The sequence below is a fragment of the Rhodococcus sp. As11 genome, from assembly GCF_048957735.1.
Taxonomy (GTDB): Bacteria; Actinomycetota; Actinomycetes; order Mycobacteriales; family Mycobacteriaceae; genus Rhodococcus; species Rhodococcus gordoniae.
Genome location: NZ_JARDJE010000032.1, coordinates 1 through 18,045 on the forward strand (window position 1 = coordinate 1; position 18,045 = coordinate 18,045).

Below are 18,045 nucleotides of genomic sequence, written 5' to 3' on the forward strand. Positions count from 1 at the left end.
CCATACCCGCACCACCAACGTCATGACCGAATCCGCCCAGCTCAGCCGTTCGATCTCGTACACCCCAGTGTCCCAGGATCGTGCCGACAGATGTCTGGTCAGCGCGGACAAAAAGCGCATATCCTAGTAGTACTTTGTTAGGTTGGGAAGGTGTGATGGCAGGTCGGGCAGGTACCGATCCAATAGGCCAGTGTGCGTTGGAGTTCGCGCACAATGCCGTAGAGGGTCAGTCCCGCCCGATCGCTTTTGGGTCGGTCAGCCGCAGGGTGGTGAGAAACAGGTGTGCGGCGGTGACGAGGATGACGTGGTGGTGCCAGCCGAGCCAGGAGCGGCCCTCGAAGTGGTCGAGTCCGAGACCGGTTTTCAGTTCCCGGTAGTCGTGTTCGATGCGCCAGCGGATCTTGGCCAGGCGCACCAACTCTGACAGCGGGGTGTCCTCGGGCAGGGTGGCCAGCCAGAAGTCGGTGGGCTGCGCCGCGCCCGCCGGCCATTCGGCGAGCAGCCACGCCTGCGGCAGGGTTCCATCCTCGTCGCGGGGAATGGTGCGGTTCGCGGGGCGGATCCGCAGCGCCACGAACCGTGAGCGCATCACCGCGGTCGGGTTGCCCGGACCGGTCTTGGTTCCGCGGCGCCAGGTGACCTCGGTCAGCGCGCCTACTCCGGCCGCCAGAACGAGATCCCTGCAGGTCACGGCCGGTGGGTAGCGTCGGGTCGGAGGCCGCCCGCGCCCGGAGTACGCGGCGGCGGCCGGGACTGCATCGGCGGGGTGCGCGAGGGTGGCGCCCTTGACCGCCACGACATAGACCAGATCGCGGTCGGTCAGGCCCTGCCGGAAGGTCGCCGAGTCGCCGTAGCCGGCGTCGGCGACGATCACCGGCGGGATCCGGCCCCACGCGATCAGCTCGTCGAGCATCTCGAGAGCCATCACCGCCTTGGTGCGATAGCGCTCCTCGGTCGGGATCGCGTTGCGTCGCCGGCGAGCGGTGATCGCCGAGGCCGTCTCCGGATCGTCGCACCGCTGATCGTCCCAGCTCTCAGGCAGATACAGCCGCCAATCCAAGGGTGCGGACGCGGTATCGGTGGCGGCGTGCACACTGACCGCGACCTGGCAGTTTCCGACCTTGCCGAGGGTGCCCGAATACTGCCGGGCCACACACGGCGAGGCGTCACCGTCCTTGGCGAATCCGGTGTCGTCGATCACCCACGCATCCGGGGAGATCAAATCACACGCTTTGCGGGACAGTGTTTTCCGGACCGGTACCGGATCCCACGGTGAGGTGGTGACGAACTGCTGCAGGCGTTGGTGATCGATCCCGAGGCGGTCGGCCATCGGCTGCATCGACTTGCGGCGCCCGTCGAGCATCAACCCTCGCGCATATACCCCGGCCGTTGCTCGCTGGTCCTTGCGTTTGAGCGAGGAGAACACCTCGCCGATGAACGCATCGAGACGTTCACCGACATCGGTCAGGGCTGCGGCATCCACCTGGTTATCGTCTCGGACATCTCGCCGAATCTCGAGGCCTCACACCAGGAAGTGGTGAACCTAACAAAGTCCTACTAGTCCGCTTGTTCGAAGTCACCGTGCCGGACGGTCGGCAGTTCCTCACCGACGTCGCTGGTGCTGTAGTACTCGTGGCGACCGTTGTTTCCGGTGCCTCGGTTCCGGTCCATGGCCGAAGTCTGCCAGGCGGAATTGCCAGGATCCCTACCCTGAGTCGCAGTGTCGCACCATCACACACAGTGGTCCAGAACCCGGTTTCCGACCCCACAGAGGATCCCCGGTAGCAACTCGCACGTGCCAGCGGGCTTGACGGCCTCTCGACGTGGCGTCCTTCGGATCGCAGGATGGCGCTGATTGGCGGGGTCACCCTTGCGCAGTTCCGCCACTGCGATAAATCATGGATAACCCCGATTATCCATCGAATGTGGAAGAGGCGAGAAGGGGCGATCGGTGGTCGCAGCACCCCGGGGGACGGGATGATCCCGCGCCACCAACATGCGCATCGTCCGCGCGATCTGCGGCGCGCAACGCGCACGCGACGACCACACGGTGCTGCCGCAACGCCGCATCGGTGAACCGTGGGTCGGTGCAGTGTGCGCGTCGCTGCGGCATGGCACCCGATGCATGAGCAGCCGAACGCGCGTCGAGCGGATCGGCGGCTCGATCCGGCACGGGCGCCGGCAGGCCGGTCGCAGTCCGGAGGTGGGCCGGACTCGAGCCAGAGGCCGAGTGACAGGTGGGGCCCATCGCATCGATTCGGGCGAACCAGGGATCTCCGAACGCCTCGGACGCCCTGCCGCACCTGTCCGGAGGAGGTCCGGTTCCACTCTAGTTAACATAACTTAGGTTATCGGCAATCCTGCGACCTGCGCCTTTGCCGTCTATCTTGAGATTTGCGCGACTCTCGCTGCTTCGGCACCTCTCGCAGGCTTGTAGTGAGGTCGCTTGGGATCGTTCTACAAACAGGCTGCCGTGCGGAGGGTATAGACAGTAATCCTCGATGTGCAATCTGGTATCAATGACGCACTGTCGTAGCATCACTCGACGGTTTCCCGTCGCTTCGGCGTCCGATGGCAAGATCACTGCCCGCGCACGCTTAGCTCGTGCACCTAACTCTCTACTTCGTAGGTAGCAGAAAATTTCTGCAAGTCCGGCGTGTCTAGAGTGAAAGAACAAGACGAACTGTCATGATCGTCGGCATGTCCGATTGTGTCCGTCGCCGCAGAGTGGGCCGTCCCGCGCTGCCGTATACGCCTGTGCAGATGAACCTTCGTGTGCACCCAAGCGTGCGTCGGTTCCTTCATACCGAAGCGGAACGGCGTGGGCTCAACGCCAACACGCTGCTTATGGAGATCGTTGCGGACGCTATGGGGACGACAGTCGCCGACCTGACCGCCGCAGGGCTGCAGGAAGAGGAGGACACCCAGATCCAACGAAGCGCCTGACCGCGTAGAGCAGGCCTATACAAAAACGAAACCCCCGGCGTGCCGGCCAGGGGCTTCGAAATAAGTCACGTAGAGGAGAAGCGCCAACTTCTTGTTCCTCTACCTCCCCGAAGGGACACTCTTGCCTGAGTGGTCTCAGGGTATCGCACACCCTGAAGAAGGTTCAATCAAATCACCGCGTGTCGCCAGCGATTTAAGTACGGCCACTAAATGCTGCGGTTCGAACACGTCACAGATAAGTGACCCGCGTCTCATAGAGCGCTTGTTTGAGGTGTGTACTCGTAAATGGTCACCGCGACCCCGAGTACGTCTCGACGTGCAGCAAACGCATGACTACCTGGCCACATCAGCGATGCCTGCGACTGCACCGGCCGTGCCGTGGGCTATTCACCTCACTGATACACAGCGACGATTCCGGCTACTCGCGTTCGACTTCGATAGCAGTCGGCACGGTACTGAGACTGCCGTCAGTGATGCAGATCGCCTGTGCAATGTGCTTGATGACCTGGGAGTCGCATATCTGCGTACAGTCTCCGGTCCGACGAAGGGCCAGCACATATGGGTCCGGCTCACCGAACCGGGCACTTCTGCGGACAGTGTGCGCCGCTTAGCGCACGTACTACGCCAACACTACCCAAGTCTCGATCTGTCCCCGCTCACCAACTCCGCCACTGGCGCGGTGCGACCTCCTGGCGCTCCCCATCGTCACGGTGGCTGGTCCCTCCCCCATCTTCGTGGGCAAGCACTGATCGACACGTTGGTGCGCATGGATGCAGGTACTTCGCCCGAGGTGGTGCAATGGCTTCTCGCCCAGCATCCTCACACCGAATCTCATTTGCGAGACCCCCGTCTTCAGAGGGTCCGCATCGTCAAGGACCAGGCCGGACCGCATCTCGATCGCCCGCGCCGACCACTTACCGCCCGAACTCGCGCGCTTCTATCTACGACTCCCCCGCTAGGCACCGACAGATCGGCCCTCGCACACAGCATCCTGCTCGGGATGGCGAAAGCTGGTCGTACCCTGGCAGATGTCGAAGCAGTTGTCGGTTCAGCCCCGGGTCTTGTCCGCCTACGCGAAGACCGTGACCGGGGCCGAGATGAGACGGTTCGCCAGTGGCGGCGTGCCCTCGATACCGCCGCTCGGTTTACTCCGCCCAGTGTCACCGAACGCGAAGTTATCGATGACGAGCTCGACCAAATCGAAGCCGCTATTACAACAGACCCGACTCGTTGGGCACGCGCCGGCGGAGCGAGCGACGAACGAATCCTGCATGCCCTGGTCGTCCTGGCACGTACGGCCCGCACACGGACGCTGGACATAGATGTACGCCGATTGGCCGAAGCAGCCGCCGTTGATGCTTCCACGGTGTCTCGACGCCTGCGAGTGCTTGCACAGGAAGGCTGGATTTCTCGAGTTCGAGCAGGAGCAGGGACTCGAGCCTCCACCTGGGAGTTGAACATTCGGTGTTCTACTGCAACACAAGGGGAACCCGCCCCCCGCTCTGGTTCAGGGCTATCCCTAGAACTGTTGGACCACCACACTCACGATGTCTGGTCGAACGGAGCAGGGCTCGGTGGTGTGGGTGCCCGTGTTCACTGGGCAGTTCTCAAGTTCGGAGAAACCTCAACTTCCGCTTCCTTCGGAAATGACATAATTTCCTGGGTTACATCCTTTACTGGCTACACCCGAAGCACCGTGTCCCGGATCGTAGGAAAACTCTATGAGAAGGGGCTGCTTCCGAAGTTGTCGACTTCAAGAAATTCGCAACAGATGGACCGAGTGGCTGCCTCGCTCGGAGTTAGAGGCGTGGCAGCACAGAGAGCTCATCGGCACCTTGTCGACCGTGAACTGCATCGGTGGTGGCTCGAAGAAATTGAGTGGAGAAGCCGCCGCGGTAAGAAGCACGGCGTCCCTAGGACTCCCCCATCGAATCTGGCCCTCCCCATGGACGCAAGCGCTCGGATGCGATACGGACGATTTCCTGCCAGGGCCAATGGCCGTGCGGACTACCGGTCGGCGCGCCTGATCGTCACAGAAGCGCTTGCTGCGACGTCGTCCAACAGAAAGGCCGCATAAGTCTTGGAGAGGCCGAGCTTTCCCCTGGCAACGGATTCACCTATTACTATTGTAATATCTCCGGCAGTCCTGCGGATGAAGGGGGCGCTACGCCCAGAGTCGGGGGCAGTCGAGGAGGTCGCGTGACGGGGGAAGACGCCCAGCAGGGGGCATTCGGTTCCGAGGATCAGGGAGGACAGGGCGGTGGCGCAGAGCGAGGAATTCACGACACAGGTCGAGGGGATCGACCTGACGATCGCGGCCGAGACCAGGCGGATTCTGGTCGAGTGGCTGGGCGTCGATCCGGCGACCGAGCAGGAACGGATCGATCGGCAGGCCCTGCGCCTGCAGCAGCTGACCGAGGACGCGGCCGAACAGTTCGAGCAGGCGAACCCGCCGGCGCCGGACGCGACGTACCAGGACGCGGTCCGCGCGAAGGAAACGGCGTGGCGGGCAGCACGGGAGATGGTGCTCGAGAACGAACTGTATCCGCAGGTGACCCCCGAGATCCGACAGGACTGGGAGCAGTTCGAGCAGTGGGCCGAGCAGGAAGCCGAGAAGGACTGGGAAGCGGCTCGGGTAGCGCAGGACCCCGACCGGTGGCGGACGCAGAACGTCAGGCCGAACCCGACCGCGGTGCGGGTGGTCGAGCGAGTGTGGCTGGACAAGCCGGCATGGTTCCGGGCGTTGGCGCAGGCCCTGATCGCACAGCGGATCGAGGACAACCAGCCGGTGCCGGCGACCTCCCGCGACCGGCTGACCGAGGAGCTGACGGAGTTGATCGAGGACGAGATGCGGCGCAACCCGCCGGAGGACCCGGATCTGCCGTTCTGATCCAGGCGCAGTGGGCGCAAGTCCGCAGCGAATTCGTAGACCTGGAGCTGCTGGGACGCAAGCTCGCCAAGAGGCTGGGCGCAGCGAACACAGCTTTGGAGACTGCGCAGGAACGCGGTTTCGACCGTGGCATCGAGGTCAACGGTCAGCGCGTCACCACGCTGACCGAACGGCTCGACCGTCTGCGGGGACGCTGGCGTGAGCTGCGGGCGCAGGAAAACCAGCTGCGCACCGAGCTGCACACCTGGGGCATCGACCCGGAGGCCGTCCCCAAGCAGACGGTGCGCGAGGTCGCCGCCGCACAACCGGCCTGGCGGGAGCATCCCGCAACCGAGCGGCAACTGCGCACCATCGAGCGCCTGGCCGCGGAGGCGAACGTGCCGTTCGTCCTCGACGACGACATCACCAAAGGCCAAGCCCACGATCTGATCACGGCGATGCTCGCCGGCAACCTGCCCAACGCCCAGTTCACCGACCGTCCCGCCGGGCCGATGTTCATCCCGGCCGCGACACCGGCCGAGCCGGCCACACCACCTGCCCCAGCCGCTGCCGAGACATCCCAGGACGAAGAACCGCAGGTCGAGCAGCCGCGGCCGCGGCCGCGGATCGACCCCCTGGCCGACGTCGAGCGCCGGGTGCTCGAACGCCTCGCCGAACCGGACACCGACGCCGACACTGCCGCCAACCCGCAGGTCAACACCGCAGCGCAGTTCCTGTCGTGGGCCGACGGGCATTTCACGGTCAAAGCCCAGGTCGCCCTCGCGGATCTGATGGCCGATCGCGACTCGCTCACCGACGAGCAGTTCCTGGTGTGCCGAGTGATGCTGTCCGACCCGAAACGCTGGGGCGAGCTCGGGCACCGCGCTGCCGAGGCGTACTGGCAGGCCCGCACCGGCGAGCCGACACAGCATCCGGTCACCACCGAGGTCGCCGACGCGATCGTCGAGGCCCGCGCCGACGTCGAGCGTCCGTTCACCGAGGACTTCCTCGACACCACCCAGGCTGTACTCGACACCCAGGAGCCGGCCGAACCGGCCACCGCCGAGCAGCGCGGCGAGCACGTCGCCGCAGTGCAGGACGGGATCGACCAGGCCGCCACGGTCGAGGTCGATCAGTGGTGGGCACGAGGCCGCGCCGCCTATGACCCGGCCGATCCGCTGACGCTGCCGCAGCCGGACACCGATCCGCAGGTCGCCGCCGCGATCGGCAAGGTGCGCAGCCGCACGGGCCGCGATGAGATCCGCCACCAGTGGTTCGCCGGTGTCGAGCAGGCACGTCGCGAGGCCACCGCTGGCGAACGGCAGGCTCTGATCGCCGAGGTCGCCGTCGATCCGCGGCTGATCGCTCAGGTCGAAGGCCGGCGCCCGGACTACTTGCCGGCCGTGACCCGTTCCGAGGTCAAGAGCCTGATCGCCGAGGCCGCCCGCAAGGCGCCCCCGCTGCGCCAGGCCGCAGCGAAGGTACTGCTCGAACACCGGTTGCCGGACGAGCTGTATGAGCGGGCCTACGCCGAATGGGAGCGTGTGCACGGTCCCGAGCTGACCTGGGATCAGGGCACCGCCGCGCAGTGGACGGCGTGGATGACCATGCACGCCCGACGGGACCCGCTGCTCGGATCGTGGGTCGGGCTGCCGATGTACCCGCGCACCCCGATCATCGAGATCGGTATCGAGACCGCCTTCGAGGTCATGGCCGAAGAGCGCCCCGATCTGATCGCCGCCACCGCGGACATTCCCACCGAGCGTCTGGCTGCGGAGATGCGCGGGAACATCATCCCGAACCTGCCCGCACCCGACCCGTCGGAGCTGTCCGCCCAGTTCCGGGACGGGGCGGCCTACTGCGCCCTGACGTTGAAGGACCATCCGAACAGCAAGGTCGCCTACTTCCCGATGCGGGGCTGGGACTACACCCTCGGCGGCGAGAGCAGCTCCGTAACCTGCGGCCGCAACGCCCGGGCGGCAATCGGTGCGCTGCTCGAAGCCCGCAACATCGCGCTCCCGGAGTGGATCGAGCGGGCCTACCGGCCCTACGCCCAGGCCCGCGCCACCGTGCTGACCAGGGCGATCGCCTACGCCCGCAACAACGAGTTCTACCACGCTGCCGCCAGTGCGGACCTGCTGTGGCGCTACAGCCAATCCGGTTCCGCGGTTGCCGACCACGCACTCATCAAGGATGTGCGGCGCGGCATCATCGACCAGCTGCGCAGCGACTTCCCGGCCGAAACCGCCCTGCTCGACCGCTACGGCATCGACCTGGCCTGGACCCTTCAACACGATGTGGACCCGAAGGTTCTGCGCGAGCTTCGGGCAGCCGGGGACGACCTCTACAGCCTCACCCCGGCCGATCTGACCTTCGCCGGGGCCGGAGATGTGGTCATCGGCGACCCGGACGGCCGGCACGTGACGATCCGCTTGGGGCGGACACCGGGCAGCAAAGAACGCATCACCACCGTCGACGGCCGGCCCCGACCCGAGCTGACCCTGCGGGACGCGATCGCCGAAGCCCGCACCGTGCTCGCCGCCGAACACGACGGCGAGCAGCTCGACCCGCAGAACACCGCCGAGATCGGCCCACAGGCCGAGGCCGATGTCGACGCGGGAGCAGAACCGCAGCGCGAGGAGGCCGAACCGCCGTCCCCCCGAGTCGTAGCGCCTGCGATCGACGACGCAGGCGCGGTGATCTTCGACGAGGTCGACCCCGCTCCCACCGAGCCGTCGACCCCGACCGTCACCGACCCTGCCCTCGAGACGTCCGCAACCTCGTGGGTGCTCACCGAACACCTGATGGTCGGCCACGCCAGGCCGATCACCGATCCGGCCCCCGAGCCGGTTCTGGAGCAGGAAGAACCTGCCGCGCCCGCCGCGACCCCTCCGGCGGCGACCGTCGAGCCGGAGGCTGCCGCCTCGACCGATGAGGCGGCGCCCAGGACCCCGGCTGTGGACACCGACGAGCTGGTTGTTCCCGAGACCGAGTACGGCGAGCCGCTGTCGAGTCCCCTGTGGCGGGACAAGCGCCAGCTGGTGCGCGTCCGTAAGAAATCCGGCGCACACATCTGGGTTTCCCGCACCGCCGCCGCCAAGTACACCGCCGCAGCCAGCAGCGAGCTACCGGCCACCGCGGCCGCGGACCAGCCGACCGCGCCCGAGATGGTCGCGGAGACCGGCCTCGAGGAAAGCGCGCCGGCCGCCGAACACGGTGCCGACGCCGCGGTGGCCCGCCCTGCCGCCCCAGCCGCGGCGGTGCAGGACTTCGCCCTCGGAACCGAGGTGCTCGTCCCCAGCGGGGCGAAGGCCCGGGCACGGGCGAACATCGCCGCTCTGCGTCTGGTGCAGCACCTCGACCAGCAGCAGCGACCGGCCACCGCCGACGAGCAGGCGGTGCTGGCGCAGTGGTCCGGCTGGGGAGCGATCCCGGAGATCTTCGACAACCGAGCGAAGATCCTCGCGCAGTGGGGTAACGAGCACGCCGAGCTGCTGGACCTGCTCGGGGACAAGGGCTTCGCCCAGGCCCGTCAGACCACCCTGAACGCGCACTACACCGACCCCGCGGTGGTGGCGGAGCTGTGGCGGGCGGTGGCGCGGGCCGGGTTGCCCGACGGCGCCGTGGTGCTCGAGCCGGGCTGCGGGGCCGGCCACTTCGTCGGCACCGCACCGGAGTCGGTGCGCATGGTCGGCGTCGAGATCGAGCCGATCAGCGCGAAAATCGCACACTACCTGTATCCCTCGCAGCAGATCCGCAACCACGGCTTCGAGCGCAACTTCGCCCCCGAGAACACCTTCACCGGGGCGATCGGCAACGTCCCGTTCGGCAGGTTCGCGCCCGTCGACCCGATCCACAACGCGGACGGTCTGTCCATCCACAACCACTTCATCGCCAAATCGCTGGCGTTGACCGCTCCCGGTGGCTACGTCGCGGTGGTCACCTCGATGTTCACCTCCGATGCCCGCCGCGCCGAAGAACGCGCCGCGATCGTCGCCAAGGGGGATCTGATCGGGGCGGTACGCCTGCCCACCGGAGCATTCGACCGGCAGGCCGGCACCGACGTGGTCACCGACGTGCTGGTGTTCCGCCGCCGCAACGACGGCGCCACCCCCACCGAGGACACCCTCGAATGGGCACAGCCCGCCGTCCAGGTCGACGCGGTCGACGCCACGACCGGCGAAGCCGCCCACACGTGGATCAACCCGTACTTCAAGAAACACCCCGAGCGGGTGCTGGGCACCCTGACGGTGGGCAACGGCATGTATGCCGGGTCGTCGCTGCGCGTTGCCCCCACCACCACAAAGCCGCTGGCGACGCAGCTGCGCGAGCAGCTCGACCCGATCATCGACCAGGCCCTCGGTCGCGGACTCGGATTCACCGCCCCGGCCCCCGATCCGGCGCAGGTCGAAGCGTTCACCACGCCGGGGCTGCGCACCGGAGCCGACCTCGATTCCAACGAGGTGCTGCCCGGTGCGATGCGCTTCAACGAAGCCGAGGACCGCTTCGAGCAGTTCACCCTCGGTCGCGGCTGGGCCGAGGCCGGCTGCCGCGGCAAGGACCTGGCCGAGCAGTGGAAGGTCATCATCGGTCTCGGTGAGACGGTGATGGAGCTGGCCGAGGCCAGCCGCTCGCGCACCGCCACCGTCGCCGAACGCGACGTCATCCGCGCCCGCCTCCGTGGCCTCTACGACCGCTACGTGGCCACATGGGGGCCGCTGAACCGCTTCAAGCTCACCGAACCGACCCCGCTGTCGGAAGACAAGATCGCCGCCCGCCTCGACAAGGCGATCGCCGAGTGGCGGATCAAGACCGGTCGCGAGGAGGCCCTCGCCGACGGGCTGGATCCGAAGGAGGCCGGCCCCTACACCGGGTCGATCCCCGACGAGGTGTACGAGGAGCTGTACGAGCAGGCATCGGCGCAGCCGCAACCGCGCCGCTATTCCGCGCATCTGCAAGGCGCGATCGCCCGCGATCCGCGCCTGGGCATGGTGCTGGCCATCGAGAACTTCCAGTCGACGTTCGACGGCAGCGACGCGGTGGCGACCAAGACGGCGATCTTCACCGAGGACACCACCCCGTTCAAGGACAAGGCCGCCAGTGCCGCCGACATCGACGAAGCGCTGGCGATCAGCTTCGACGAACTCGGATACATCTCGCCGCAGCGGGTCGCCGAGCTGCTCGAGGTGTCGGTCGAGGACGCACTCGATCAGGCCCGCGGCAAGATCTATCCGTCCCTGCACGATGCCGACCGGTGGGAACTGGCGACGGTCGCGTTGTCCGGGCAGGTCCGCGACAAACTCGCTCTTGCCCAGATCAAGGCCAGTGACGATCCGCGCTACGCCCCGCTGGCGGGCGCCCTCGAGGAGGTGGTGCCCCCGGATGTGGACCCCGCCGAGATCGGGGTGCGCATCGGCGCGACCTGGGTGCCGATCGAGGACTATCGCGCGTTTCTGGTTGCCGAGTTCGGGCTGCGCCCGGACCGGCTGACCGTCGAACACGATCAGGTCAGCGGAAACTGGCAGATCAAAACCGATCAGAAAAGCCGCCACGAATTCTCCGGTGGCTACCCGGACAAGTACGGCAGTGCCCGGCTGCCGGGCGTGAAGATGGTCGAACTGCTCGCCAACAACAAGCCGGTCCAGGTCAACAAGACCGGCGACGAGCTCGAACGCTCCCCGAAGCCGCGGTTCCACGTCAAGCTCACCGAGCAGGCACAAGCCTCGGCCGCAGCCCTGCAGGAACGGTTCGAAAAATGGCTGTGGGAAGACGGCGACCGCTATGTGCGCCTGGCCCGCATCTTCAACGAGCGCTACAACTCCTACGTCAAGCCGGTCCACGACGCGACCGGCAAGGCGTTTCCCGGTATGAACCCGAAGTACACGCCGTACGACTATCAGGCCGCCGCCGTGCAGCGGTTCCTGCACGACGAGACGATCCTGCTCGACCACGTCGTCGGAGCCGGCAAGACCCTGACGATCACCGCCTCGTGCATGGAAGCCAAACGGCTCGGGCAGATCCGCCAGCCGTGGATCGTGGTGCCCAATCACCTGCTCGGACAGTGGTCGACCGAGGCCCGCGACGCCTACCCGAACGCGAACATCCTCGTCGCCGCCGACCTGGACGGGCGCGACGACCGGCAACGCTTCGTCGGGCAGAGCGCCGTTGGGGACTGGGACCTGGTGATCGTGCCGCAGTCGGTGTTCAGCCGCATCCCCATGCGCCGCGAAGCGCAAATCGAGTACCTCGAAGGCGAACTCGGTGAGCTGCGCGACGCCCTCGACGCCGCCAACAGCCAAGGCGCGGAGTTCACGGTCAAGCAGATCGAGCAGGCGATCAAATCCACCGAAGCCAGGGTCGAGAAGATCATCGCGGCCAAGGCCACCGACGAAGGACTGACCTTCGAACAGTCCGGGGCCGACTTCCTGTTCATCGACGAGGCCCACGACTACAAGAACCTCACCCGCCCCTCCAACAGCGCCGATCTGGCGGTCACCAATGGCTCCCAGCGGTCCACCGACCTGGAGATGAAGGCCAAGCATCTGCGGGAGAAGGCCCGCGCCCTGGGCGCCGAGCAGGGCATGGCGCACGCGCCGGCCAAGGCGATCGCCTTCGCCACCGGCACCCCGATCAGCAATTCGCTGTCGGAAATCTGGGTGATGACCAAGTACCTGCGCCCGGACCTGCTGCACGAGGCCGGCCTGGGACGCATCGACAACTGGGCGGGCACCTTCGCCAAGCCGGTGTCGGTGCCGGAGATGAACACCACCGCCACCCGCATCCAGATGAAAACCCGCATGGCCGAATACGCCAACGTCCCGCAATTGGTGGCGATGCTCGACCAGTTCCGCGACGTGGTGACCTCCGACCGGATCCCGGTGCGCCTGCCCGTCCTCGACGGCGGAGCCCCGAAGATCGTGGAGTTCGACATGGGACAAGACGCGATCGACGCAATGGCCGACCTCGATGTGCGCATGTCCCAGATCCAGGGCGATCGGATGGACCTGGACAACAGCCTCAAGATCGCCACCGACGGGCGGAACCTGACGATGTATCCGGCGCTGGCGAACCTGGGCGCACCGGACCCGCAGCACAGCCGGGTCGAGCACGCCGCCGACCTGATCTGGCAGGTCCACCACGACCACGCCGACCTACGCATCCCGGCCGACAAGTACGGCCCCGAGATGACCGGGGTGTTCCAGCTGGTGTTCTGCGACCGCGGCACCCCCAAGGCCGGTGCCGGCCCCAAGGCCCGCAATCTCTACACCGAGCTGCGCGACGCCCTGGTGGCCCGAGGCATGAAACCCGAGCAGATCGCCTTCATGCACGACTACGACAACCCCAAGGCCAAAGCCCGCCTGGTGCAAGCCTGCGCCGACGGGCGGATCCGGGTGCTGCTCACCTCCACCAAGAAAGGCGGCACCGGCCTGAACGTCCAACGGGCACTCAAGCAGATGATCAACCTCGACCCGGCGTGGACGGCCGCGGACATGGAACAACGCCTCGGCCGCATCATCCGCCAGGGCAACGTCCACGAGACCGTCAGCGTGGTCAACATGGTCGCCCGCCGCTCCTACGACGCGATGATGTACCAGTACGTGGCACGCAAATCGAACTTCGTGGCGATGATCCGCAAGGCCGACGTGCCGCCCACCATGGAAGACCTCGGCGGGGACCTGACGGTCTCGTGGGCGCAGAGCAAGGCCGCCGCCACCGGTGATCCGGTCTTCGTCGAACAGGTCGAAGCCGACCAGAAGGTCGCCGAACTCGAAGCCCGCCGCGATGCCGTGCTCAATGCCAACGCGGCCCGCAACGCTGCGATCCGGGCACTGAGCCGATCGATCACCGCCGACGAGAAACGGCTGCCCGAGGTCCGGGAGGTCGCCGGCAAGCTCGCAGCCTGGAGCGCCGTCGAGGACCGTGCCCGGAAGATGTGGGCCTTCCCCGACGGGACGATCTCCGACTCGCAGACTGCGGAGCTGGCCGATGCCCTGCGAGGGTCGTTGATCCGGCTCAAAGACGAGGTGACCCGCAGCAGCGACGAGCAGGTCTTCGGTGTCATCGGCGGGGTGCCGCTGAGCCTGGGCTACAGCCAGACCCTCGGCCAGTTCTACGTCACCGTCGGTGAGGAAACCGCCTGGTACGAGCGGGATCGGTTCTTCAACGTCCTCGAACGCTCCACCGGAGCGCAGGGAATGCTGTCCACCATCCGCAAGATCGCCGATCGCGCCGACCGGCACATCACCACCATCGAGTCGCGCATCGAACACAACCGTCGCCGGCTCACCGAGGCCGAGGCCGAACCGGAACTCGACTTCACCGACACGGCCGAACTCGAGGCCGCGAAGCTGCGGGCCGAGGAACTACGGCTCGAGGTCAACGCCCGCGAGAACTCTCCCGAGGCGTTGCGCCGCGTCCGCGAAGACCAGCAGCGACGGGCTGCGGACGGCCAGTACCCGCAGTGGACTCTGGATCTGAACCCGACCGATGCGTGGGCCGAACACCGGAACATGAGCAAGGCCGAGCTCATCGCCTCGGTACCCGAGCGCATGGCCGCAGCCCGGCAAGCCTGGCTCGACGGCACCGAGATCCGCGAACAGAACCGCAAGGCCGATCCCTGGGTGGCCCTCGACGAGAGCGAAGCGATCTGGCAGTACGGCTTCGACTCGGGCAGCGGTAGGCCCGGGGCACGAGTGTCCTGGGACGATCGGCAATGGCACCTGCAAGCCTGGGACGGCAACGGCAGTGTCGACCGGGAGGCCGTGAACACCCGCGGCGAAGCCTTCAGCATCGCTACCCGAGCGGTCGAGAAGTTCGCCGCCGAGCAGAACATCGGCCGTGAAGCGATCCACCAGGCCAGTATTGAACGCCGCGAACGTCTCACCACCACGCCGGAAACCACAACGCTTGCCGAAACGGCAACCAGAGTTGACGGCGAGATAGCAGTGGGTGTCGAAGTGGACACCGATGTTGTCGTCGAGCCGACCGAGGCGGTGATCGGCCCGGACGAGGCGGTGACGCTTGCCGAGGACACCTTCGTGCTCGACGAGATGCTCGAGAAGGGACTGCGGGCAGCCGCCGGCGACCGGCGCCCGCTACGTCCGATCGATCCGCGCCGCACCGGGCCGGACCAGCCGCGGTACACCGACCCGCTGCCGCAGTACGAAGCCGGATACGACGGCGGATACGACGACGGCCGCGCCGTCTGACCCTTCCCCCTTCAGAATCGATACCACCGGTGGGGCAGGACCGATCGACAGTTCTGCCCCCCACCACCACCCGACCAGAGGGGAACTCGTGACACCACGCAAGACCGAAGCAGAAGCCCGCGCCGCCCTCGCCGCGATGGAACCGATCATGGCGATCGAGGGCCGACAGATGAGCGAGGACGACAAGGAAATACTGGTCGAGCTGCTCCGGGGCACCAAGACGCTCAAGGACGTGGAGAACATGCTGCTCCGCGAAGCCGGCTACGAGACCGACTGATATGGGTCCGCGCTACTCCCGCGAATGGTTGGACTACTTCATCCCCGAGACGATCGACTGGAGTCCCGGCCAGGTGCCCGACACCAGCCGGGCGGTGATGAAAAACCTGCTCGGCCCACGGTCGACCTACCCCCACGGAGTCCCCGACTCCGAGACTCTCCGCCGCTACGAAGGCTTCGCGTCCTACACACGGATGCAACAGCTGGCCGACACTCCGATCCCCGGCCGATTCGATCTGCCACACTTCCAGCGCATCCACCACCACCTGTTCCAAGACGTCTACCCCTGGGCCGGAGACCTGCGCACCGCACCAAGGGACTGGCCGATGGTCAAGTGGGGGCCGGACGTCGCCGCCATCCGCAACGGGCAAAACCACGTCACCGAAATACCGCACAAGTATTTCAAGGCCCGCGAAGTCCCCCAGGCCGCTACAGTCGTTCTCGACCGCATCTCCGCCAAAGACAATCTGCGCGGACTTGCCCGCAACGACTTCATCGGCGAACTGGCCACAGTGTGGCTGCGGATAAATTTCGTCCACCCCTTTCGTGAGGGCAACACCCGCGCCCAATTCTCCTTTTTTCGGCAACTGTCCGCCGAGGCCGGCTACCGGCTCGACACCGACCGCTTCCACGCCGTCAGCAAGACCGAACTGAAACAAAACCCCCTGGTTGGGGACCTGCGTGAGCAGTTCGTCTGGGGACGCTTCGAATACATGCAGACCGGCGACACCCGCCTGATGCGCGACGTGCTCGACCAGGCGATCACCGACACCACCGATCCGCTGCCGGTCGGCCCGATCATCGACCACGGCGTCGATCTGCGTGCCATCGCCGCCGCCATGTCCGGACACCCCCGCACCGTCCGTGTGTACCCCCGCACTACTACTCCGGAGGCCACCGCACCACTGCCGGAGCAGTCCGTCGGCTACCGCTCCGGAACGGAACTCGACCTATGAGGTAGATACCGTAGGGAACGGAAAATAGGATTATCCAGAAATCTGTCCGGTGTCGCCTCCGCAGGTCGAGTCCGCGGTACGACGCCCATCTTTCCCTCCTTCCCCTGTGCGCCGATCGCGCCCGGTTGTGTTGCCCAGCCTGGCACGAACACCGCCCCGAACTGCGGTAAATCAATTTACCGAACTTGGTAACAGCTATTGACAACGCGGGGTGTGGGTGCATACCGTCGAGTGAGACGACGAACACGACGGGGGATGCAGATGAACGCGACGGACCACTTCGACACCGTGATCGACTCCGACGACGTCGAATCGACTCCGATCGGGGATCTCGAAGAACTGCTGATCGGGGCGCTACTGTGGGCACACCCTGCCGCCGCGAAGCAGGTCACCGAGCACATGTGCAGGGACGACTTCGCGATTCCGCTGTACCGCGAGCTGTTCGAGGTGATCGCCGGACTGGTCACCGAAGGGGCACCGCACTCCACTCCGATGGTCGCAGCCCGCCTCGAACGCGACGGCCGACTCGGAGGGCACGCCGGTCAGCGCCTCAAGGCTGCTCTTGTCGCCGCCGCAACCGTGGGAGCGGACGGCGGCGCGGTCGGGCACTACGCCCGCGCCGTGGCATCAGCGGCGTACCGGCGCAGCTTCCACGATGCCGGTCTTGCGATCGCCGAAGCCGCCCAAACCCTGCCCGAATCCGATCTGTTCGAGCACATGGTCATCCTCGGGCGTCGGCAACGTGCCGCCACGAAACGTCTGGCTGCACTGCGAGCTGCGGGCCTATGAACCCCCGTCCCCCCACGTACTGTCCCCTACAGAGAAGGAAACGATGACCCACTACGCCCTGACCATCACCCGAGCCGACGCCGACGACAAGGCATGGACCGTGGTCATCGATGATCGCCCCGACTGGGGATTTCGGGAGAAAAGCTTCACCGCGATCGACACCCGCGTGCGCAAGCTGGCTCAGCAGCACGACGGCATCGACCCCGACACCGCCGACATCACCTACGCCTGTGTGCGTATCGGCGACGTCGAGATCACCGCCCAGCTCAACCACCTCGACCGGCTACGCCACCAGTCCCGCGAGGTCGCCGACCAGATCGACAACATCACCGACGACCTGATCGCCGCCCTACGCCGCGAGGCCGGCCTGTCCACCCGCGACACCGCCGCCGTCCTCGGCCTATCCCACGCCCGAATCAGCCAACGCGAACACAACAACTGACCAGGCCACGGCCACCGCCCCGGCGCGACAACAGAACCGGCCGCACCACCGCCTACGAGGAAGGGGAACCATGCTGGCACTCCCGGCGCAGACCATCAACGATCTGGAGACCACCCTGATGGCGACAGAACCCACGGCCGAAACCGCACCCATCGACTCGGACCCGTTCTCCTGGGCCTTGCCGTTCTTGGAGGAGGTGTTCCGGCAACAGTGGCCGCTCCTTGTGGCGCTTGTCGTGCTCGGCGTGGCCTATGCCCGCATCAACGTCGACGACGAATACCTCCCTGTCGACACGCAGCCTGATCCGCCGCCGAAAGGCCGACACAGGACACCGGAGGAGCCGCCCACGATTCACCCATCCGAGACATCCCCGGCCCAAGACGAACTCGCCAAGGTCATCTTCTTGAAGCCGCGCCGCAACGACGCCTGCGACCAGGCGGCCCCGAAGTCGCACTCCCGCCGCAGCAGACCCGGTGCCGCCGACACCGAATAGACGGTCGCTGCCCGAGCGCGACCAGGTGATGCAGGCCGGGACGTCACTACCGTCCCGGCCTGCAC

9 protein-coding genes are annotated in these 18,045 nt (G+C 66.4%); 8 read left to right on the forward strand and 1 reads right to left on the reverse strand.

Annotated elements, in window-relative coordinates:
- Positions 1–226: 226 nt before the first annotated feature.
- On the reverse strand, positions 227–1,483 hold the full coding sequence (locus PV766_RS23070) for an IS701 family transposase (RefSeq protein WP_006554210.1): 1,257 nt from the start codon (positions 1,481–1,483) through the stop codon (positions 227–229).
- Between the two features lie 1,205 nt (positions 1,484–2,688).
- On the opposite strand from PV766_RS23070, the gene PV766_RS23075 reads away from it, so the two are divergent.
- The 8 genes from PV766_RS23075 (at position 2,689) to PV766_RS23110 (ending at position 17,980) form a co-directional block, all read left to right on the forward strand.
- Entirely contained in the window at positions 2,689–2,946 is a 258-nt protein-coding gene (locus tag PV766_RS23075; RefSeq protein WP_019287437.1) for a hypothetical protein, read from the forward strand.
- A gap of 2,260 nt (positions 2,947–5,206) precedes the next feature.
- On the forward strand, positions 5,207–5,836 hold the full coding sequence (locus PV766_RS23080) for a hypothetical protein (RefSeq protein WP_033098580.1): 630 nt from the start codon (positions 5,207–5,209) through the stop codon (positions 5,834–5,836).
- A gap of 95 nt (positions 5,837–5,931) precedes the next feature.
- Entirely contained in the window at positions 5,932–15,024 is a 9,093-nt protein-coding gene (locus PV766_RS23085) for a helicase-related protein (protein WP_421098000.1), read from the forward strand.
- Between the two features lie 88 nt (positions 15,025–15,112).
- On the forward strand, positions 15,113–15,301 hold the full coding sequence (locus PV766_RS23090) for a hypothetical protein (protein WP_033098582.1): 189 nt from the start codon (positions 15,113–15,115) through the stop codon (positions 15,299–15,301).
- Position 15,302: 1 nt separating this feature from the next.
- Positions 15,303–16,256, forward strand: coding sequence for a Fic/DOC family protein (locus tag PV766_RS23095; protein WP_421098001.1), 954 nt, complete (start codon positions 15,303–15,305; stop codon positions 16,254–16,256).
- Positions 16,257–16,517: 261 nt separating this feature from the next.
- Positions 16,518–17,045, forward strand: coding sequence for a DnaB-like helicase N-terminal domain-containing protein (locus PV766_RS23100; protein WP_421098002.1), 528 nt, complete (start codon positions 16,518–16,520; stop codon positions 17,043–17,045).
- 43 nt (positions 17,046–17,088) lie between these two features.
- Positions 17,089–17,487: a hypothetical protein gene (locus PV766_RS23105; RefSeq protein WP_264722278.1), complete on the forward strand. Its 399-nt coding sequence runs from the start codon at positions 17,089–17,091 to the stop codon at positions 17,485–17,487.
- Positions 17,488–17,557: 70 nt separating this feature from the next.
- Entirely contained in the window at positions 17,558–17,980 is a 423-nt protein-coding gene (locus tag PV766_RS23110; RefSeq protein WP_264722277.1) for a hypothetical protein, read from the forward strand.
- Positions 17,981–18,045: the final 65 nt, after the last annotated feature.

What these genes read in the sequence shown, in the direction of transcription:
- PV766_RS23110 (WP_264722277.1), top strand. Translation starts at nt 17,558, where the DNA reads ATGCTGGCACTCCCGGCGCAGACCATCAACGATCTGGAGACCACCCTG.
- PV766_RS23095 (WP_421098001.1), top strand. Translation starts at nt 15,303, where the DNA reads ATGGGTCCGCGCTACTCCCGCGAATGGTTGGACTACTTCATCCCCGAG.
- PV766_RS23100 (WP_421098002.1), top strand. Translation starts at nt 16,518, where the DNA reads ATGAACGCGACGGACCACTTCGACACCGTGATCGACTCCGACGACGTC.
- PV766_RS23105 (WP_264722278.1), top strand. Translation starts at nt 17,089, where the DNA reads ATGACCCACTACGCCCTGACCATCACCCGAGCCGACGCCGACGACAAG.
- PV766_RS23075 (WP_019287437.1), top strand. Translation starts at nt 2,689, where the DNA reads ATGATCGTCGGCATGTCCGATTGTGTCCGTCGCCGCAGAGTGGGCCGT.